This window comes from Citrobacter sp. RHB35-C17 (assembly GCF_013816795.1).
Classification (GTDB): Bacteria; Pseudomonadota; Gammaproteobacteria; order Enterobacterales; family Enterobacteriaceae; genus Citrobacter_A; species Citrobacter_A amalonaticus.
The window spans coordinates 3,912,819-3,933,067 of sequence record NZ_CP057150.1 but is presented as its reverse complement, the minus strand read 5'-3'; the positions used below and the strand labels follow the sequence as shown (position 1 = coordinate 3,933,067).

Below are 20,249 nucleotides of genomic sequence, written 5' to 3'. Positions count from 1 at the left end.
AGAGATAACGAGGTAAACCGTGGCAAAAGCTCCAAAACGCGCCTTTGTATGTAATGAATGCGGGGCGGATTATCCGCGCTGGCAGGGGCAATGCAGCGCCTGTCATGCCTGGAACACCATCACCGAGGTGCGCCTGGCTGCATCGCCGACGGTGGCGCGTAATGAGCGACTGAGTGGTTATGCCGGGAGCGCTGGCGTTGCAAAGGTTCAGAAGCTTTCCGATATCAGCCTGGAAGAGCTGCCGCGTTTTTCCACCGGTTTTAAAGAGTTTGACCGCGTGCTGGGCGGCGGCGTCGTTCCCGGCAGTGCGATTCTGATTGGCGGTAACCCCGGCGCGGGTAAATCCACGCTGTTATTGCAGACGCTGTGCAAGCTCGCGGAGCAGATGAAAACCCTGTACGTCACCGGGGAAGAGTCCCTGCAGCAGGTGGCAATGCGCGCGCACCGTCTCGGTTTGCCGACCAACAATCTCAACATGCTTTCGGAAACCAGTATTGAGCAGATTTGCCTGATTGCAGATGAAGAGCAGCCGAAGCTGATGGTGATCGACTCCATTCAGGTTATGCACATGGCGGATATCCAGTCATCACCCGGCAGCGTGGCGCAGGTGCGTGAGACGGCGGCCTACCTGACGCGCTTTGCCAAGACGCGCGGCGTGGCGATTGTGATGGTGGGCCACGTGACCAAAGACGGCTCGCTGGCCGGGCCAAAAGTGCTTGAGCACTGCATCGACTGCTCGGTATTGCTGGATGGCGATGCCGATTCCCGTTTTCGTACCCTGCGCAGCCACAAAAACCGTTTTGGCGCGGTGAATGAGTTAGGGGTCTTCGCGATGACCGAACAGGGACTACGCGAAGTGAGCAACCCTTCGGCGATCTTCCTGAGTCGTGGCGATGAAGTCACCTCCGGCAGTTCGGTGATGGTGGTCTGGGAAGGGACGCGACCGCTGCTGGTGGAGATCCAGGCGCTGGTCGATCACTCGATGATGGCCAACCCGCGTCGCGTCGCGGTGGGGCTGGAGCAGAACCGTCTGGCGATTCTGCTGGCGGTGTTGCACCGTCACGGCGGTCTGCAAATGGCCGATCAGGACGTGTTCGTTAACGTGGTGGGCGGCGTCAAAGTCACAGAGACCAGCGCGGATCTGGCGCTGCTGCTGGCGATGGTCTCCAGCCTGCGCGACAGGCCGCTGCCGCAGGACCTGGTAGTGTTTGGCGAAGTGGGGCTGGCAGGAGAGATTCGCCCGGTGCCCAGCGGTCAGGAGCGTATTTCCGAGGCCGCAAAACATGGTTTCCGTCGCGCGATTGTTCCGGCAGCTAACGTGCCGAAAAAACCGCCGGAAGGGATGCAGGTTTTTGGTGTCAAGAAGCTGGCGGATGCGTTAAACGTGTTTGACGACTTATAATGAGTGAAACGGAGGTTACCCATGTCGTCATTTGATTATCTGAAAACCGCGATCAAGCAAAAGGGCTGTACCCTGCAACAAGTGGCGGATGCCAGTGGAATGACCAAGGGCTATCTCAGCCAACTTCTCAATGCCAAGATCAAAAGCCCCAGCGCGCAAAAGCTGGAGGCGTTGCACCGTTTTCTGGGGCTGGAGTTTCCCCGGCAGCAGAAAAATATCGGTGTGGTGTTCGGCAAATTTTATCCGCTGCACACCGGTCATATCTATCTGATTCAGCGCGCCTGTAGCCAGGTGGACGAGTTGCATATCATCATGGGCTATGACGATACGCGCGACCGCGCGCTGTTTGAAGACAGCGCCATGTCCCAGCAACCGACCGTGCCGGATCGTCTGCGCTGGCTGTTACAAACGTTCAAATATCAGAAAAATATCCGCATTCATGCCTTCAACGAAGAGGGGATGGAGCCGTATCCGCACGGCTGGGACGTCTGGAGTAAGGGCATCAAAGCGTTTATGGCGGAGAAGGGGATTGCGCCAAACTGGATCTATACCTCAGAGGAAGCCGATGCCCCGCAGTACCTGGAACATCTGGGTATCGAAACGGTGCTTATCGACCCGAAACGGACCTTTATGAGCATCAGCGGCGCGCAAATCCGTGAAAACCCCTTCCGCTACTGGGAATATATTCCTACCGAAGTGAAGCCGTTCTTCGTGCGTACCGTGGCGGTGCTGGGCGGAGAATCGAGTGGGAAATCGACGCTGGTCAATAAGCTGGCGAATATCTTCAATACCACCAGTGCGTGGGAGTATGGCCGGGATTATGTCTTCTCTCACCTCGGGGGGGATGAGATGGCGCTACAATATTCTGACTACGATAAAATCGCGCTGGGCCACGCGCAGTACATTGATTTTGCAGTGAAGTACGCCAATAAAGTGGCGTTTGTCGACACCGACTTCGTCACGACTCAGGCCTTCTGCAAAAAGTACGAAGGGCGAGAACATCCGTTTGTGCAGGCGTTGATCGATGAATACCGCTTTGACCTGGTGATCCTGCTGGAAAATAACACGCCGTGGGTGGCGGACGGTCTGCGCAGCCTCGGTAGTTCAGTGGATCGCAAAGAATTTCAGACGCTGCTGGTGGAGATGTTGCGCGAAAACAATATCGACTTCGTGCATGTCGAAGAGGCGGATTACGATGGCCGTTTCCTGCGTTGCGTCGAGCTGGTCAAAGAGATGATGGGTGAGCAGGGGTGATCCTCGCCAGGGGTGAACGCGATGTTTAAGCACTTGCAGGATATGGCGCTGTTTGCCCTGGTCGCCGAACACGGCAGTTTTACCGTCGCCGCGCAAAAGGCGGGGCTGCCGAAGTCGAGCGTCAGTCAGCGTATCAGCCAACTTGAGCAGCACGTTGGCATTCGCCTGATCAACCGTACCACCCGCAAACTGAACCTGACCTACGCCGGTGAACACTATCTGGTGCACTGCCGGGAAATACTCGCTGCCAGCGAACGCGCCGATTATGCGGTTCAGCGCCTGCGCGACAACCCCAGCGGACGATTGCGCATCACGTCGCCGGCGGGCATTGGCGCGACACTGCTCGCGCGCCTGAACACGCAGTTCCAGCAACGCTACCCCGATGTTTATCTTGAGGTCAGTATCTCCGATGAACTGCTGGATTTGGTGGACAGCGGTTTTGACGTCGCGTTGCGCACTGGTAAGCCGCAGGATTCCTCGCTGATCGGACGTATGATTGGCCATTGCCCGCGCTATTTGCTGGCCTCGCCCGATTATCTGTCACGTTATGCGCCGTTGAACCATCCCCGTCAACTGGTCGAACACCATTGCATCGCGCACAAAGCCTGGGCTGAGTGGTTATTTCATCGCGGTGATGAAGACTATCAGTACATGCCTGAGCGGGTGCATCTGACGGATAATTTGGTCTATGCCCGCGAAAGCGCCATCGCAGGGGCGGGGATCACACTGCTGCCGGCGTTTATGCTGGAAGATAAAATCGAAAAGGGCGCTCTGATACCGGTACTGGCGCCATGGACAGTGGCGGGAAACGATCTCTGGCTGGTGTATCCCAGCCGTAAGCTGAACTCTCCCGCGCTGATGAGCTATATCGAATTTGCCATGCAGTTCGATGAGCTCAGACACTTCTACACCGCAGAATGAGACCGGCTCAGTCCTGACGCAGCACCTTGTGACCGTAGGCCAGCAGCGCGTCGGTGACGTTGCGCATCATGCGGCTTTCAGGCGCAAACCGATGCCAGTAGAGCATCCGGCGCTGAAACAGGCCTGGCGTGAGATCGATCAGTTCACCGCTTTGCAGCTCTTTTTCAATCTGCAGGTGCGGGATCATACAGCAGGTGGTGCCCTGACGCGCCAGTTGCACAAAGGCTTCCGAAGAGTTGACGATGTGGCACGGAACGCTGCCCGGCGGCAGATCAAAGTTCTGTTGCAGGAAGGCCTGGTGCATATCGTCCAGATGGTCAAACGCCACCGCAGGCGCTTTCAGTAGCGCGGAGCGGGTGACACCGTTCGGGAAGTAGCGTTCGGCAAACGCTTTGGATCCCACAAACAGATAGTCGAGCGCGCCGAGTTTATCCACCAGACAACTGGGCAGCGCCTGATGCTGAATACTCACCGCGCCTACCACTTCGCCGCGACGCAGACGTTCCTGGGTGCGGGTTTCATCTTCCACCTGCAGGTTAAGACGAATAGGGGAGTCAGCCAGTACCGGCGCCAGGGCCGGTAACAGCCAGGTCGCCAGACTGTCGGCGTTAACCGCCAGCGACAGCAGCAACGGCGTGGAACCGGTCTGCTCATCGCCCAGCCATTCCTCTTCCAGCAGTTCGACCTGACGAAGCAGCGCCAACAGTTTTTGCCCCTGCTCGGTCGGACGCGGCGGAACGGTGCGGACCAGCAGCGGTTGTCCGAACATATTCTCAAGCTGCTTGATGCGTTGCGAAACGGCAGATTGGGTGATGCACAGCTTTTGCGCCGCGCGCTCAAACCCGCGTTCACGTATAACGGCATCCAGTGCTTGTAGTGTTCTGTAGTCCGGACGTTTCATTGATCTGACACACTCCTGAAATTTTTGCTTATTCTGCACTATGACATAAATTTGCATTGGGTAAAGACGAAATCCGTAGCCTGCGAGCGGGTCGGGAAGATTTTTCCGCGCAATGGTCTATAATGCGCGTGAATTTTTCTCCACAAAGGCGAGACAATCATGACGCAGGATGAACTGAAAAAAGCAGTAGGATGGGCGGCACTTCAGTATGTACAGCCCGGCACCATTGTAGGGGTAGGTACCGGTTCAACAGCCGCGCACTTTATTGACGCGCTGGGCACCATGAAAGGTCAGATTGAAGGCGCGGTTTCCAGCTCGGATGCCTCAACCGAAAAACTCAAAAGCCTCGGCATCCCTGTGTTTGATCTCAACGAAGTGGACAGCCTTGGCGTTTACGTTGATGGCGCGGACGAAATTAACGGTCACATGCAGATGATTAAAGGCGGCGGCGCGGCGCTGACCCGTGAAAAAATCATTGCCTCCGTGGCGAAGAAATTTATCTGTATCGCCGACGCGTCCAAGGAAGTGGATATTCTGGGTAACTTCCCGCTGCCGGTTGAGGTTATCCCAATGGCGCGCAGCGCAGTGGCTCGCCAGTTAGTCAAACTGGGCGGTCGTCCGGAATACCGTCAGGGTGTGGTGACTGACAACGGTAACGTGATCCTTGATGTGCACGGCATGGAGATCCTCGATCCGGTGGCGATGGAAAATGCCATTAACGCTATTCCCGGCGTGGTGACTGTCGGCCTGTTTGCTAACCGTGGCGCGGATGTGGCGTTAATCGGGACCGCTGACGGCGTCAAAACCATCGTGAAATGATCTGACCAGGGGAGCGCTTCCCCGGTTAAAATTTTTTTGCAGGGCAAATTTGGTGACATGTATCACGTTTTGAATCTTGCCCTGCTGATTTCTCCAAAGAAAAACTTATCCCCAGCATTTTCCTCTGGCATTTGCCACTGAATGAACGTTCCTCAACAGAGCGACGCAAACGTTCATATTGCCGCAATAATTATTTTTGATATGTTGAAAGGCGGATGCAAATCCACACACACAATATCAGATTGCATAAAAAGACAGGGTCGGGAAATGGCAAAGGTATCGCTGGAGAAAGACAAGATTAAATTTCTGCTGGTTGAAGGCGTGCATCAAAAGGCGCTGGATAGCCTTCGGGCAGCAGGTTATACCAACATCGAATTTCACAAAGGGGCACTGGATGCTGAAGAGCTGAAAGAGTCCATCCGTGATGCCCACTTCATTGGCCTGCGATCCCGTACCCATCTGACAGAAGAGGTGATCAACGCGGCGGAAAAACTGGTCGCTATCGGTTGTTTCTGTATCGGCACCAACCAGGTAGACCTGAAGGCGGCAGCAAAGCGCGGTATTCCGGTGTTTAACGCGCCGTTCTCTAACACCCGTTCTGTGGCGGAGTTGGTGATTGGTGAGCTGCTACTGCTGCTGCGCGGCGTACCGGAAGCAAACGCCAAAGCGCACCGCGGTGTGTGGAATAAACTGGCTGCCGGTTCGTTTGAAGCACGTGGTAAAAGACTCGGCATTATTGGCTATGGCCACATCGGGACTCAGTTGGGTATTCTGGCGGAATCGCTGGGGATGCACGTTTACTTCTACGATATTGAAAACAAGCTGCCGCTGGGTAACGCCACTCAGGTTCAGCATCTGTCTGAACTGCTCAACATGAGCGACGTGGTCAGCCTGCACGTGCCGGAAAACGCCTCAACGAAGAACATGATGGGCGCGAAAGAGATCGCGCTGATGAAGCCTGGCTCGCTGCTGATCAACGCCGCACGTGGCACCGTGGTAGATATTCCCGCGCTGTGCGATGCGCTGGCGACCAAACACCTGGCAGGGGCAGCAATCGACGTGTTCCCGACCGAGCCGGCAACCAACAGCGATCCGTTCACTTCACCGCTTTGTGACTTTGATAACGTGATTCTGACGCCGCATATCGGAGGTTCCACTCAGGAAGCGCAAGAAAACATCGGTCTGGAAGTGGCAGGTAAACTGGCGAAGTATTCCGATAACGGCTCTACGCTTTCTGCGGTTAACTTCCCGGAAGTGTCGCTGCCGCTCCACGGCGGGCGTCGTCTGATGCACATCCATGAAAACCGTCCTGGCGTGCTGACTTCCCTGAACCAGATTTTTGCCGAGCAGGGCGTCAACATTGCCGCGCAGTATCTGCAAACGTCGGCGCAAATGGGCTATGTCGTTATCGATATTGAAGCGGATGAAGCAGTCGCCGAGAAAGCACTGTTGGCGATGAAGGCCATTCCGGGCACTATTCGCGCGCGCCTGTTGTACTGATCCTTACCGATGCGGGCAGGCGCTGAGTCTGCCCGTCATTTCTTCCTTTCTCCCTTCGTTTTCCCGACATCGCCATCCCTTGTTGTAACGCATACATCCTGTTTTCGAGCCTTGCCGCAATTGATGATTAAAGGCTTCGCTACGCGTTGTACATCAACAAAAGGAATTTACGATAGAGGCGCAGCACAGCGCTGAAACGGGAAAGCCCCTACCGAAGCAGGGGCTCTAAAAAGGAAAGGGACGATGATGAGTTATGTCATCATGCTGCTTATCCTGTTAATCATCGCCTGGCCAGCATATTAACAGCGAAAACGCAGGAGGGAGGTTCGCCTCCCTCACCCTTACCGAGGAAATTTAGGTCAAAAAAACGGCGGTGTCAATCAGCAAAGAAGCGCTTACCACTCCCACACTTTTGACGGCGTTACGACGGCCGGTAAGGGGACATCCCACTCTTCTGCCGGCAATTTCTCCACACGCTGACAGTCGTGGGCATACCCTACGGGCGTCAGACCATGCTGTTGCCAGTTTTGCAAGGTGCGATCGTAGAATCCGCCACCCATCCCTAAACGCTGACCGTACTCATCAAACGCCACCAGTGGCGTGACCAGCACGTCCAGTTGCGAAAGCGGCAGAACATCACGAACGTCGAGTTTAGGTTCCTGAATCTTCAGCCGATTAGTGATCAGTTCACTGTGCGGGTGATAGTGCAGAAACAGCAAATTACCGGGGCTGAATGGGTGCAGGACCGGGAGATAGACGCGTTTTCCCGCGTGCCAGAGTTGTTCGATTAGGGGCTGAGTATCGAGTTCGCCATCAAATGACAAAAACACGGCGACCGTGTGCGCCATCACTACGGGAGGGTATGCAAGCATGCGTGTTGCGGCCTGCTGACCGAAGGTGATTTGCTGCGAAAGTGTGAGCGCACGACGACGTTGCCTAATCATCTGGCGAATGGTTTGTCGTGATAAAGGGAGTTCAGAAAGTAATGTCATGGCTGTCGCCAGGTAGAAGGAGAATCTCCGAGATGCCGCCGCAGGCTGTAACCCTTGAACCCTTGGTTCAAGGTGAATGCGTCGTCACAGTTTTAAGGCTTCTCGGACGGACCGAGCATGCTCACCAACCATGGATCGCCACATTCTTGTGGTATGAAATATCGGCTCAGGGGACTGGCCCGCTTGCAAACATCTCAGAGAAATTTTTGTCTTCACGGTCACTCTACCATAGTAAACCGAAAAGTGTTATTCAAAGTTTTGGTTCGTTTTTTCGGTTATGCGACCCTGATCAAGCAGTGCCTGTTCAATGGTCTGTTGGAGCATCCGAATACGTTGTTCCATGCTCGCCGCGTAGTCGCGGGTCTTCGCTTTTTCCTGAGCCAGTTCGTAGCTAATATTCAGTGCAGCAATGAATACCAGTTGCTCAGTATTTGTGACTCTAGTGCGAACTTTCAGATCTTGCAACCGCTGATTCAGATCGTCCGCAGCCTGATTCAACGCATCCCTTTGTTCAGGCGGGCAATTCACTCGCAGTGAACGGCCAAATATTTGGATATCGACGGGTTGTGCAGACATGCCACCTTCCTGCTGATTGACTGTGCTGCCTTCGTCTCCAGACCCTGGGTCCGCGAAGGGGCGACACTATAGCTACCCTGGTGTGAAGATACAAGCCCTATTCTGGTTCACCAGGGTCCAAAGTGGTAGCATACCATGAATATCCTCCCTTTGATGACGAATGCTTATGTCTATACAGAACGAAATGCCTGGTTACAGTGAAATGAACCAGTATTTGAACCAACAAGGGGCCGGACTGACCCCAGCGGAAATGCACGGTTTGATCAGCGGGATGATTTGCGGTGGTAATAACGACAGCTCCTGGCAGCCGCTGCTTCACGACCTGACGAACGAAGGGCTGGCCTTCGGTCATGAACTGGCTCAGGCGCTGCGTAAGATGCACTCCGCGACCAGCGACGCGCTGGAAGATGATGGTTTCCTTTTTCAGCTTTATCTGCCTGAAGGCGATGACGTGAGCGTTTTCGATCGTGCAGACGCACTGGCGGGATGGGTTAATCACTTCCTGCTTGGCCTCGGCGTTACGCAGCCGAAGCTCGATAAAGTGACCGGAGAAACGGGCGAAGCCATCGACGATTTGCGCAATATCGCGCAGCTCGGCTATGACGAAGATGAAGATCAAGAAGAGCTGGAGATGTCGCTCGAAGAGATCATCGAGTATGTGCGTGTCGCGGCGCTGCTGTGCCACGATACCTTCACTCGTCAGCCGCCGACCGCACCGGAAGTGCGTAAACCGACCCTACACTAAAAAGTAAAACGATAATGGAGGCCACGTCATGACACCGCAGGAATACCAACGTCGTCGCCAGGCACTGCTTGCGCAAATGCAGCCAGGCAGCGCCGCGCTGATTTTTGCCGCGCCGGAAGTCACGCGCAGCGCGGACAGTGAATACCCGTATCGCCAGAGCAGCGATTTCTGGTATTTCACCGGTTTTAACGAACCGGAGGCCGTTCTGGTACTGATTAAAAGCGACGATACCCATAACCACAGCGTGTTGTTCAACCGCGTTCGCGATCTGACTGCAGAAATCTGGTTTGGTCGACGTCTGGGGCAAGATGCCGCGCCGGAAAAACTGGCGGTGGATCGCGCGCTGGCCTTCAGCGAAATTAATCAACAGCTTTTTCAACTACTTAACGGTCTGGACGTGGTGTATCACGCGCAGGGCGAATATGCGTATGCGGATGAGATTGTCTTCACCGCGCTGGAAAAACTGCGCAAAGGCTCACGCCAGAACCTGAAAGCGCCGTCGACCCTGATCGACTGGCGGCCGATGGTGCATGAAATGCGCCTGTTTAAGTCGCCTGAAGAGATTGCGGTGATGCGTCGCGCCGGAGAAATTACGGCACTCGCGCATACCCGGGCGATGGAGAAATGCCGTCCGGGGATGTTTGAGTATCACCTGGAAGGCGAAATTCACCACGAATTTACTCGCCACGGCGCACGCTATCCGTCCTACAACACCATTGTGGGCAGCGGTGAAAATGGCTGTATTCTGCATTACACCGAAAATGAAAGTGAACTGCGCGACGGCGATTTGGTGCTGATTGATGCAGGTTGTGAGTACCAGGGCTATGCCGGGGATATCACCCGAACGTTCCCGGTGAATGGCAAATTTACCCCGGCGCAACGTGAAATCTACGACATCGTCCTGGAATCACTGGAAACCAGCCTGCGTCTGTACCGTCCGGGCACCTCGATTCAGGAAGTCACCGGCGAAGTCGTGCGCATTATGATTACCGGGCTGGTGAAGCTGGGTATTTTGCAGGGCGAAGTGGATCAACTGATCGCCGATAATGCGCATCGTCCGTTCTTTATGCACGGTCTGAGCCACTGGCTGGGGCTGGATGTCCATGATGTCGGCGAATATGAGCAGGATCGTTCCCGCATCCTGAAGCCAGGAATGGTGATTACCGTTGAACCAGGGCTGTATATTGCGCCTGATGCCGATGTCCCGGAAGCGTATCGGGGGATCGGGATCCGTATTGAGGATGACATTCTGATCACCGAAAACGGCAACGAAAATCTGACCGCTGGCGTCGTCAAAAAGGCGGATGAGATTGAAGCGTTAATGGCGGCGGCGAAAAAGGCATGAGCGTGATCATTGTTGGCGGTGGCATGGTGGGCGCGACGCTGGCGCTGGCGATTTCCCGGTTGAGTCAGGGGACGCTGCCGGTTCATCTGATTGAAGCGACTGCCCCCGAAGCGGACAGTCATCCCGGGTTTGATGCCCGGGCGATTGCGCTCGCGGCGGGGACCTGCCAACAACTGGCACGCATTGGCGTCTGGCAGGCAATTGCCGACTGCGCCACCGCGATCAATACCGTCCACGTCAGCGATCGGGGTCATGCCGGTTTTGTGACGCTCCACGCTGAGGACTATCGCATTCCGGCGCTGGGTCAGGTGGTTGAGCTGCATGACGTGGGGTTACGCCTGTTTGCTCTGCTGCGAAAAGCGCCTGGCGTCACGTTGCACTGCCCGGATCGGGTTGCCAGCGTGTCGCGTACCGAAGACCAGGTGAATGTCACGCTGGAGACGGGCGAAACGATCGTCGGACGCGTTCTGGTGGCAGCGGATGGTACCCGTTCAGCGCTGGCCACCGCCTGCGGCGTTGACTGGCAACAGGAACCCTATGAGCAGTTGGCGGTGATCGCTAACGTCTCAACCGCCGTTGCACATAATGGCCGCGCGTTTGAACGGTTTACGGCGCATGGACCATTGGCGATGCTGCCGATGTCTGAAGGGCGCAGTTCGCTGGTGTGGTGCCATCCGCTGGAACACCGTGAGGAGATTCTGAGCTGGTCAGATGAACGTTTCTGTCGCGAACTCCAGACGGCATTTGGCTGGCGGTTGGGGAAAATCACGCACGCAGGCAAACGGAGCGCGTATCCGCTGTCGCTCACCACGGCGGCGAAGGCATTCACGCACCGTACCGTGCTGGTGGGTAACGCCGCGCAGACGCTGCATCCGATTGCAGGGCAAGGGTTCAACCTCGGACTGCGCGATGTCATGAGCCTCGCCGAAACGCTGACTGAAGCGCAGGCAACGGGCAGGGACGTCGGTGATTACGCCGTGCTCTCGCACTATCAACAGCGTCGTCAGGGGGATCGCCAGGCTACGGTCGGCGTGACGGACAGTCTGGTCCATCTGTTTGCCAACCGCTGGGCGCCGCTGGTTGTTGGGCGCAACATGGGACTGATGACCATGGAATTATGCCCTCCCGCCCGCAATGCGTTTGCGCAGCGGACGTTAGGCTGGGTGGCGCGGTAAACATCTCCAGACCGGATAAGCGAAGCGCCATCCGGTATTTATACGAACATGACGCCCGATGGCGGTTTCCGATTTCCAGGAGTAAACAGTGCAAAGTGTTGATGTAGCAATCGTGGGTGGAGGCATGGTTGGCCTGGCTGTCGCGTGCGGGTTACAGGGCAGCGGTTTACGTGTCGCTGTGCTCGAACAGCGTGAACCGCAGCCGTTGGCGATGGATGCCGATCCTGCGCTTCGCGTGTCGGCAATCAATGCCGCCAGTGAAAAACTGCTTACCCGTCTGGGCGTCTGGTCAGACATTGTGGCTCGTCGCGCCAGTTGTTATCACGGGATGGAAGTGTGGGATAAGGACAGCTTTGGCCGCATTGAATTTGATGACCAAAGCATGGGCTACAGCCATCTGGGCCATATCGTAGAGAACGCCGTGATCCATTACGCGCTGTGGCAAAAAGCGCAGCAATCCTCCGATATCACGCTGATGGCGCCTGCCGAATTGCAGCAGGTGGCGTGGGGGGAAAACGAAGCCTTCCTGACGCTGAAAGATGGCGCAATGCTCACCGCGCGTCTGGTGATTGGCGCCGATGGGGCGAATTCGTGGCTACGCAATAAGGCAGACATCCCGCTGACCTTCTGGGATTACCGCCATCATGCGCTGGTCGCGACTATTCGCACCGAAGAAGCGCACGGTGCTGTTGCCCGTCAGGCGTTTCACGGTGAAGGCATTCTGGCGTTTTTGCCGCTCAGCGATCCGCATTTGTGCTCCATCGTCTGGTCGCTTGCGCCGGAAGCGGCTGGACGGATGCAGCAGCTTAGCGATGAGCAATTTAATCAGGCGCTGAACATCGCCTTTGATAATCGTCTGGGGCTGTGTCAGGTGGAAAGCGACCGCCAGGTGTTTCCGCTGACAGGACGCTATGCGCGCCAGTTTGCCGCGCATCGTCTGGCGCTGGTGGGCGACGCTGCGCATACTATCCATCCGCTGGCCGGACAGGGCGTAAACCTCGGTTTTATGGATGCAGCAGAACTGGTGGATGAACTCAAACGTCTGCATCGTCAGGGTAAAGATATCGGTCAGTACCTTTATTTGCGTCGCTATGAGCGTAGCCGTAAGCACAGCGCCGCGATGATGCTCGCGGGCATGCAGGGATTCCGCGAGCTGTTTGCGGGGACGAATCCGGCGAAAAAACTGTTGCGTGATATAGGGCTGAAACTGGCTGATACGCTCCCTGGCGTTAAACCGCAACTTCTCCGTCAGGCAATGGGATTAAACGATCTGCCTGAGTGGCTTCGCTAAGCATTCCCTCTTTTTAAAGAATTTGAAACCCGTCACATTTCCTTCTCCCGGCGTCTTCGCCGGGAGGTTTCCCTCATTTGAAATAAACTAATTTCACTCTTCTTTTCGCATTATATTTTCTAATGTCATGATTTTCTCGCAACGCCAGTTTTGACATTTTTTTAGCGTTTAATATTGATATGTGCGGCTGTTATGGATGAGTGCTTATCATTTATCTGTATTAATGGCCTTTTCAATGGTTTTTTATGCTGATGGTGTTTTGGCGGTTTTTGGTCATAAGCTAATGTGATGGTTAATTTTGTTTTATGGTTTAGCGTGGATTTCGGTGGTAAGTTCAGGGGCAAAGAGAACGTTTGCGTCGGAGTCCAGGAGTGACGTCGATGCCGGGTTTCGTGGCGACAATTTTCGCTGCGAAAGGGTGGTCAGCCCCGCTTATTCAATGAGGACAAGATGGCTCAACAGACGCCTTTGTACGAACAACACACGCTATGCGGCGCGCGCATGGTCGATTTCCACGGCTGGATGATGCCGCTGCATTATGGTTCTCAGCTCGATGAACACCATGCGGTTCGCACCGATGCCGGAATGTTTGATGTGTCGCACATGACCATCGTCGATCTACGCGGCAGTCGCACTCGGGAGTTCTTGCGTTATCTGCTGGCGAACGATGTGGCAAAGCTCACGAAAACCGGCAAGGCGCTTTATTCCGGTATGCTTAACGCCTCGGGCGGCGTGATAGATGACCTGATTGTCTATTACTTTACCGAAGACTTCTTCCGCCTCGTTGTTAACTCCGCCACTCGCGAAAAAGACCTCTCCTGGATTACCCAACACGCTGAACCTTATGCCATCGACATTACCGTGCGTGATGACCTGTCGCTGATCGCGGTGCAGGGGCCTAACGCGCAGGCGAAGGCGGCATCTCTGTTTACTGATGAGCAGCGCAAAGCCGTTGAAGGCATGAAACCGTTCTTCGGCGTGCAGGCCGGCGACCTGTTTATCGCCACGACCGGTTATACCGGTGAAGTGGGCTATGAGATTGCGATGCCGAATGAAAAGGCGGCGGATTTCTGGCGTGCGCTGGTGGAAGCGGGGGTGAAACCGTGTGGTCTGGGCGCGCGCGATACGCTGCGTCTGGAAGCGGGTATGAACCTGTATGGCCAGGAGATGGATGAGGGGATCACTCCACTGGCGGCTAATATGGGCTGGACTGTTGCCTGGGAACCCGCCGATCGCGACTTTATCGGTCGTGAAGCACTGGAAGCGCAGCGTGAAAAAGGCCACGAACAGTTGGTTGGCCTGGTCATGACCGAAAAAGGTGTGCTGCGTAACGAACTGCCGGTACGTTTCACCGATGCCCAGGGCAATCAGCAGGAAGGCGTTATCACGAGCGGTACCTTCTCACCGACGCTGGGCTACAGCATCGCGCTGGCGCGCGTCCCTGAGGGAATTGGCGAAACGGCCATTGTGCAGATTCGCAACCGCGAAATGCCGGTAAAAGTCACTAAACCTGTTTTTGTGCGTAACGGCAAAGCCGTCGCGTGATTCATCCTTTTCTGGAGATTGATTGATGAGCAACGTACCAGCAGAACTGAAATACAGTAAAGAACACGAATGGCTGCGCAAAGAAGCTGACGGCTCTTACACCGTTGGCATTACCGAACACGCTCAGGAACTGTTGGGCGACATGGTTTTTGTTGACCTGCCGGAAGTCGGCACGACCGTGAGCGCGGGTGATGACTGCGCGGTTGCCGAATCGGTCAAAGCCGCTTCTGATATCTATGCGCCGATCGGCGGTGAGATCGTGGCCGTTAACGATGCCCTGAGCGACTCCCCGGAACTGGTGAACAGCGAGCCGTACGCCGATGGCTGGATTTTCAAAATCAAAGCCAGTGATGAGAGCGAACTGGACTCGCTGCTGGATGCCACTGCGTACGAAGCATTGTTAGAAGACGAGTAAATCTGCCTTTGCCGGATGGCGCTGCGCTTATCCGGCCTGGAAGGCATGCGTAGGCCCGGTAAGCGTTAGCGCCACCGGGCTCGCAGACAGAGACAATCACGATTCACTGCACGTTTCAGGAACCATCGCCCATGACACAGACGTTAAGCCAGCTTGAAAACAGCGGCGCTTTCATTGAACGCCACATCGGACCGGACGCCACGCAACAGCAAGAGATGCTGAATGTCGTTGGTGCCGGGTCGTTAAACGCGCTGATCGGCCAGATTGTGCCGAAAGACATTCAGCTCGCAACCCCGCCGCAGGTGGGCGAGGCGGCGACCGAATACGCCGCGCTGGCAGAATTAAAGGCCATCGCCGGGCGTAACAAGCGCTTCACGTCATACATCGGCATGGGTTATACCGCCGTGCAACTGCCACCGGTTATCCTGCGTAACATGCTGGAAAACCCGGGCTGGTACACCGCCTATACGCCTTATCAGCCGGAAGTGTCTCAGGGCCGCCTGGAAGCACTGCTGAACTTCCAACAGGTGACACTGGATCTGACCGGTCTGGACATGGCTTCCGCTTCGCTGCTCGATGAAGCCACTGCGGCTGCAGAAGCGATGGCAATGGCGAAGCGCGTCAGCAAACTGAAAAACGCGAACCGTTTCTTTGTTGCCGCAGATGTGCATCCACAAACGCTGGATGTTGTTCGTACGCGTGCGGAAACTTTTGGTTTTGACGTGATTGTGGATGATGCGGCGAAAGTGCTGGATCACCAGGATGTGTTCGGCGTGCTGTTACAGCAGGTGGGTACCACCGGTGAAGTTCACGACTACAGCACGCTGATTAGCGAACTGAAATCACGCAAAGTGATCGTCAGCGTTGCTGCCGATTTTATGGCGCTGGTGCTGCTGACCGCGCCGGGCAAACAGGGCGCGGACATTGTTTTCGGCTCTGCGCAACGCTTTGGTGTACCGATGGGCTATGGCGGTCCACACGCGGCATTTTTTGCTGCAAAAGATGAATTCAAACGCTCCATGCCGGGTCGTATTATCGGCGTATCGAAAGATGCGGCGGGCAATACCGCGCTGCGTATGGCGATGCAGACGCGCGAGCAGCATATTCGCCGCGAGAAAGCGAACTCCAACATTTGTACCTCACAGGTACTGCTGGCAAACATCGCCAGCCTGTATGCCGTGTATCATGGCCCGGTTGGCCTGGAACGCATTGCGAATCGTATCCACCGTCTGACCGATATCCTGGCCGTGGGCATGCAACAAAAAGGGCTGAAACTGCGTCATGCCCACTATTTTGACACACTGTGCGTGGAAGTGGCGGACAAAGCCGCAGTGCTGGCGCGTGCGCAAGCGGCAGAAATCAACCTGCGCAGTGATATCCATAACGCAGTCGGCATTACGCTTGACGAAACCACCACCCGTGAAAATGTCTTGCAGTTGTTTACGGTTCTGCTGGGTGACGGCCACGGTTTGAACATCGACACCCTGGACAAAGAGGTGGCGCACGACAGTCGTTCAATTCAGGAAAATATGCTGCGTGATGACGCCATCCTGAGCCACCCGGTATTCAATCGCTATCACAGTGAAACTGAGATGATGCGCTACATGCACTCGCTGGAGCGCAAAGATCTGGCGCTGAATCAGGCGATGATCCCGCTGGGTTCCTGCACGATGAAGCTGAATGCGGCAGCGGAAATGATCCCAATTACCTGGCCGGAATTTGCCGAACTGCATCCGTTCTGCCCGCCAGAACAGGCGGAAGGCTACCATCAGATGATTGGTCAGCTTTCTGACTGGCTGGTCAAACTGACCGGTTACGACGCCGTCTGTATGCAGCCGAATTCTGGTGCGCAAGGGGAATACGCCGGTCTGCTGGCGATCCGCCATTATCACGAAAGCCGCAATGAAGGGCATCGCGATATCTGCCTGATTCCGGCCTCTGCGCACGGGACTAACCCGGCTTCCGCACAGATGGCAGGGATGCAGGTAGTGGTCGTGGCCTGTGATAAGAACGGGAATATCGATCTTGGCGATCTGCGTGAAAAAGCCGCTCAGGCGGGCGAAAACCTCTCTTGCATCATGGTGACCTATCCGTCTACCCACGGCGTTTACGAAGAGACGATCCGCGAAGTGTGCGAGATCGTGCATCAATTCGGTGGTCAGGTTTATCTCGACGGCGCAAATATGAATGCTCAGGTGGGTATCACCTCGCCGGGATTTATCGGCGCTGATGTTTCGCACCTGAACCTGCACAAAACCTTCTGCATTCCGCACGGCGGCGGTGGCCCAGGCATGGGACCGATTGGCGTGAAATCGCACCTTGCGCCGTTTGTACCAGGCCACAGTGTGGTGCAGATTGAAGGGATGCTGACCCGTCAGGGCGCGGTGTCTGCCGCACCGTTCGGCAGCGCATCAATTCTGCCAATCAGTTGGATGTACATCCGCATGATGGGCGCTGAAGGACTGAAGCAGGCAAGTCAGGTGGCGATTCTGAATGCCAACTACATTGCCAGCCGTCTGAAAGACGCATTCCCGGTGCTCTATACCGGTCGTGATGGGCGCGTGGCGCACGAGTGTATTCTCGACATTCGTCCGCTGAAAGAAGCGACCGGCATCAGTGAACTGGATATTGCCAAACGCCTGATCGACTACGGTTTCCATGCGCCGACCATGTCGTTCCCGGTCGCGGGTACGCTGATGGTTGAGCCAACGGAATCGGAAAGCAAAGTGGAACTGGATCGCTTTATTAACGCGATGCTGGCGATTCGTGCGGAAATCGATCGCGTGCAGAGCGGCGAATGGACGCTGGAAGATAACCCACTGGTTAACGCGCCGCATACCCAAAACGAGCTGGTAGCAGAGTGGAATCACGGTTACAGCCGTGAAGTGGCGGTCTTCCCGGCGGGTGTAGCGAACAAGTACTGGCCAACCGTGAAGCGTCTTGATGACGTTTATGGCGACCGTAACCTGTTCTGCTCCTGCGTGCCGATGAGCGAATACCAGTAATTTTGCCACGGTAGTAAATCATTTGTAGGCCGGGTAAGGCGAAGCCTCCACCCGGCTTTTTCATATCGGGAGAACGCTATGGGAATCGCACTGGTTACCGGCGGCAGTCGTGGCATTGGGCGCGCGACCGCGTTGCAGCTGGCAGATGAGGGTTACACGGTTGCCGTTAATTTTCATCATAATATTCGGGCTGCCACCGAGGTGGTGAATAAGATAGTCGCCGCTGGCGGGAACGCGTTTACCCTGCGCGCAGATATCAGTGACGAAGCGCAGGTCGTGGCGATGTTCGAATCGATCGACCGTGAAAATGAGCCGCTGGTGGCGCTGGTCAATAATGCCGGAATTTTGTTTGAACAAAGTACAATCGAAAACCTCTCTGCCGAGCGGATTAACCGCGTGTTAGCGACCAACGTGACGGGGTATTTCCTCTGCTGTCGCGAAGCGGTCAAGCGGATGTCGCACAAACACGGCGGTCACGGCGGGGCGATTGTGAACGTGTCGTCAGCGGCGTCGCGGCTGGGCGCGCCGGGGGAATATGTTGACTATGCGGCGTCGAAAGGGGCTGTCGATTCTCTGACGACGGGACTGGCGCTGGAGGTGGCGGCGCAGGGTATACGGGTCAACGGTGTACGTCCGGGGTTAATTTACACCGAAATCCACGCCTCCGGTGGCGAGCCTGGACGGGTGGATCGCGTGAAGTCGATGTTACCTATGCAGCGCGGCGGACAGCCGGAAGAGGTGGCGCAGGCCATAGCCTGGCTGCTGAGCGAGAAAGCGTCGTATGTCACGGGCAGTTTTCTGGAACTGGCGGGCGGGAAGTAATGTAATGTTTGCCGGATAACGCTGCGCGATATCCGGCTTATATTCCCTTTCCCGAAAGAGCATGTAGGCCGGATAAGGCGTTTACACCGTTATCCGGCAAAAGCTCACAGCACCTCGCCGTTGCTGGCGATCACGGCTTTGTACCAGTCGAAACTCTTCTTGCGTGAACGGGACATGTCACCCGTGCCGTCGTCGTGCTTGTTCACATAGATAAAGCCATAACGTTTGCTGTACTGGCCGGTGGTGAAAGAGACGCAGTCGATACAGCCCCATGGCGTGTAACCCATCAGATCCACACCGTCATACGTGACCGCCTTCATCATCTCTTCGATATGGGCGCGCAGATAGTCAATGCGGTAGTCGTCGTTAATGCTGCCATCGTCTTCTACTTTATCGTAAGCGCCAAAGCCGTTTTCAACGATGAACAACGGTTTCTGGTAACGTTCATACAGTTCGCACAGCGAGTAGCGTAGACCCACCGGGTCAATCTGCCAGCCCCAGTCGGAGGCTTTGACGTGCGGATTCGGTACGCTGCCTTCGAACCCCGAAATGGCATCGCCACTGCCGCCTTCGGCCTTCACTGCGTTGGTCATGTAGTAACTGAAGCCGAGGTAATCGCAGGTACCTTCACGCAGAATCGCGGTATCGCCGTCTTCCATTTTAATGTTAAAGCCGCGACGCTCCCACTCGTTGAGGACATAGGACGGGTAGTAACCGCGCAACTGAACGTCAGTGAAAACATAACGCTCGCGCATGGATTCCTGTGCGAACATGACGTCTTCTGGCTTGCAGGAGAATGGATACAGCGCGACCATCGCCAGCATACAGCCCACCTTCATCTCCGGATTGATGCGACGCGCCGCCTTCACGGCTAACGCGCTGGCAACAAACTGGTGGTGCAGCACCTGGTACATGGTCTCTTCCGGGTTTTCGTGCTCGGTATAAACAACGCCAGAGCAGCAATAGCCAAACAGCGGCGCACGCCAGTTGCGCTGGTTGTTGATTTCGTTGAAGGTCATCCAGTATTTGACCTTATGCTTATAGCGTTCAAACACCACTTCGGCAAAACGAACAAAGAAATCAACGACCTTGCGGTGAGTCCAGCCGCCGTACTGCTGAACCAGGTGCAACGGCATTTCAAAGTGAGAAAGGGTAATGACCGGTTCGATATTGTACTTGAGCAATTCATCAAACATGTCGTCGTAGAATTTCAGCCCTTCTTCATTTGGCTGTGTTTCGTCACCTTGTGGGAAGATTCGGGTCCAGGCGATGGACGTGCGGAAGCATTTAAAGCCCATTTCGGCAAACAGCTTGATGTCTTCTTTATAGTGACCATAAAAATCGACCGCTTCGTGGTTCGGGTAATATTTACCCGACACCACCTGCTGAGTGATTTCACGGGGTACGCCATGCGCGCCGCCGGTCAGAACGTCACAAATGCTCGGTCCTTTACCGCCTTTGCTCCAGCCGCCTTCAACCTGATGTGCAGCAACCGCGCCGCCCCAGAGAAAATCTTTTGGTAAGGTGAGTTTTTTCATCGT

17 protein-coding genes and 1 other RNA gene are annotated in these 20,249 nt (G+C 55.5%); 13 read left to right on the top strand and 5 right to left on the bottom strand.

Features of this window, described 5'->3' with window-relative positions; all coding sequences use genetic code 11:
* Positions 1-19 precede the first annotated feature (19 nt).
* Genes radA through HVZ37_RS18720 form a run of 3 tightly spaced genes read left to right on the top strand, consistent with a single transcriptional unit; the run spans position 20 to position 3,577 of the window.
* Positions 20-1,402: a DNA repair protein RadA gene (gene radA, locus HVZ37_RS18730; RefSeq protein ID WP_181627871.1), complete on the top strand. Its 1,383-nt coding sequence runs from the start codon at positions 20-22 to the stop codon at positions 1,400-1,402.
* Between the two features lie 21 nt (positions 1,403-1,423).
* Entirely contained in the window at positions 1,424-2,656 is a 1,233-nt protein-coding gene (gene nadR, locus HVZ37_RS18725; RefSeq protein WP_042999347.1) for a multifunctional transcriptional regulator/nicotinamide-nucleotide adenylyltransferase/ribosylnicotinamide kinase NadR, read from the top strand.
* A gap of 21 nt (positions 2,657-2,677) precedes the next feature.
* Positions 2,678-3,577 carry a LysR family transcriptional regulator gene (locus HVZ37_RS18720; protein ID WP_042999348.1) on the top strand — a complete coding sequence of 300 codons (900 nt, stop codon included), beginning with the start codon at positions 2,678-2,680 and terminating at the stop codon, positions 3,575-3,577.
* Positions 3,578-3,584: 7 nt separating this feature from the next.
* Here the strand turns inward: HVZ37_RS18720 and argP are convergent, their stop codons facing one another.
* Complete coding sequence (gene argP, locus HVZ37_RS18715; RefSeq protein ID WP_042322080.1) at positions 3,585-4,478, bottom strand: DNA-binding transcriptional regulator ArgP; 894 nt, start codon at positions 4,476-4,478, stop codon at positions 3,585-3,587.
* Between the two features lie 159 nt (positions 4,479-4,637).
* Here argP and rpiA point away from each other — a divergent pair, with 159 nt between their 5' ends.
* Complete coding sequence (gene rpiA, locus HVZ37_RS18710; RefSeq protein WP_042322083.1) at positions 4,638-5,297, top strand: ribose-5-phosphate isomerase RpiA; 660 nt, start codon at positions 4,638-4,640, stop codon at positions 5,295-5,297.
* A 267-nt stretch (positions 5,298-5,564) separates the two neighbouring features.
* Positions 5,565-6,797 carry a phosphoglycerate dehydrogenase gene (serA, locus tag HVZ37_RS18705; RefSeq protein WP_042999349.1) on the top strand — a complete coding sequence of 411 codons (1,233 nt, stop codon included), beginning with the start codon at positions 5,565-5,567 and terminating at the stop codon, positions 6,795-6,797.
* A 395-nt stretch (positions 6,798-7,192) separates the two neighbouring features.
* On the opposite strand, the gene HVZ37_RS18700 is transcribed toward serA, so the two are convergent.
* The 3 genes from HVZ37_RS18700 to zapA form a co-directional block, all read right to left on the bottom strand.
* The gene (locus tag HVZ37_RS18700) at positions 7,193-7,789 is read right to left on the bottom strand and encodes a 5-formyltetrahydrofolate cyclo-ligase (protein WP_044253985.1); all 597 of its coding nucleotides are present in this window, start codon (positions 7,787-7,789) and stop codon (positions 7,193-7,195) included.
* Positions 7,790-7,809: 20 nt separating this feature from the next.
* Positions 7,810-7,993, bottom strand: a non-coding RNA gene (gene ssrS, locus HVZ37_RS18695) — 6S RNA.
* A gap of 42 nt (positions 7,994-8,035) precedes the next feature.
* Positions 8,036-8,365 (bottom strand): cell division protein ZapA, encoded by a 330-nt coding sequence (zapA, locus tag HVZ37_RS18690; RefSeq protein ID WP_042999351.1) that lies wholly within the window; start codon positions 8,363-8,365, stop codon positions 8,036-8,038.
* Between the two features lie 166 nt (positions 8,366-8,531).
* On the opposite strand from zapA, the gene ygfB reads away from it, so the two are divergent.
* From ygfB to HVZ37_RS18650, 8 genes are all read left to right on the top strand, one after another.
* Complete coding sequence (gene ygfB, locus HVZ37_RS18685; protein WP_086512802.1) at positions 8,532-9,110, top strand: UPF0149 family protein YgfB; 579 nt, start codon at positions 8,532-8,534, stop codon at positions 9,108-9,110.
* A gap of 28 nt (positions 9,111-9,138) precedes the next feature.
* Positions 9,139-10,455 carry a Xaa-Pro aminopeptidase gene (pepP, locus tag HVZ37_RS18680; protein ID WP_042999353.1) on the top strand — a complete coding sequence of 439 codons (1,317 nt, stop codon included), beginning with the start codon at positions 9,139-9,141 and terminating at the stop codon, positions 10,453-10,455.
* Complete coding sequence (gene ubiH / locus HVZ37_RS18675) at positions 10,452-11,630, top strand: 2-octaprenyl-6-methoxyphenyl hydroxylase (RefSeq protein ID WP_044264429.1); 1,179 nt, start codon at positions 10,452-10,454, stop codon at positions 11,628-11,630. The genes pepP and ubiH overlap by 4 nt, the downstream gene beginning before the upstream one ends.
* A gap of 88 nt (positions 11,631-11,718) precedes the next feature.
* A complete protein-coding gene (ubiI, locus tag HVZ37_RS18670; protein ID WP_181627870.1) occupies positions 11,719-12,921 on the top strand; it encodes an FAD-dependent 2-octaprenylphenol hydroxylase in 1,203 nt (400 codons plus the stop codon).
* 450 nt (positions 12,922-13,371) lie between these two features.
* The gene (gene gcvT / locus HVZ37_RS18665; RefSeq protein WP_044264424.1) at positions 13,372-14,466 is read left to right on the top strand and encodes a glycine cleavage system aminomethyltransferase GcvT; all 1,095 of its coding nucleotides are present in this window, start codon (positions 13,372-13,374) and stop codon (positions 14,464-14,466) included.
* 25 nt (positions 14,467-14,491) lie between these two features.
* Positions 14,492-14,881 (top strand): glycine cleavage system protein GcvH, encoded by a 390-nt coding sequence (gene gcvH / locus HVZ37_RS18660; RefSeq protein ID WP_042999357.1) that lies wholly within the window; start codon positions 14,492-14,494, stop codon positions 14,879-14,881.
* A 131-nt stretch (positions 14,882-15,012) separates the two neighbouring features.
* A complete protein-coding gene (gcvP, locus tag HVZ37_RS18655; RefSeq protein ID WP_181627869.1) occupies positions 15,013-17,886 on the top strand; it encodes an aminomethyl-transferring glycine dehydrogenase in 2,874 nt (957 codons plus the stop codon).
* Between the two features lie 78 nt (positions 17,887-17,964).
* Entirely contained in the window at positions 17,965-18,708 is a 744-nt protein-coding gene (locus HVZ37_RS18650; protein WP_042999359.1) for an SDR family oxidoreductase, read from the top strand.
* Between the two features lie 104 nt (positions 18,709-18,812).
* Here HVZ37_RS18650 and bglA read toward each other — a convergent pair whose 3' ends face one another.
* A complete protein-coding gene (gene bglA, locus HVZ37_RS18645; RefSeq protein WP_044254006.1) occupies positions 18,813-20,246 on the bottom strand; it encodes a 6-phospho-beta-glucosidase BglA in 1,434 nt (477 codons plus the stop codon).
* Between the last annotated feature and the right edge of the window lie 3 nt (positions 20,247-20,249).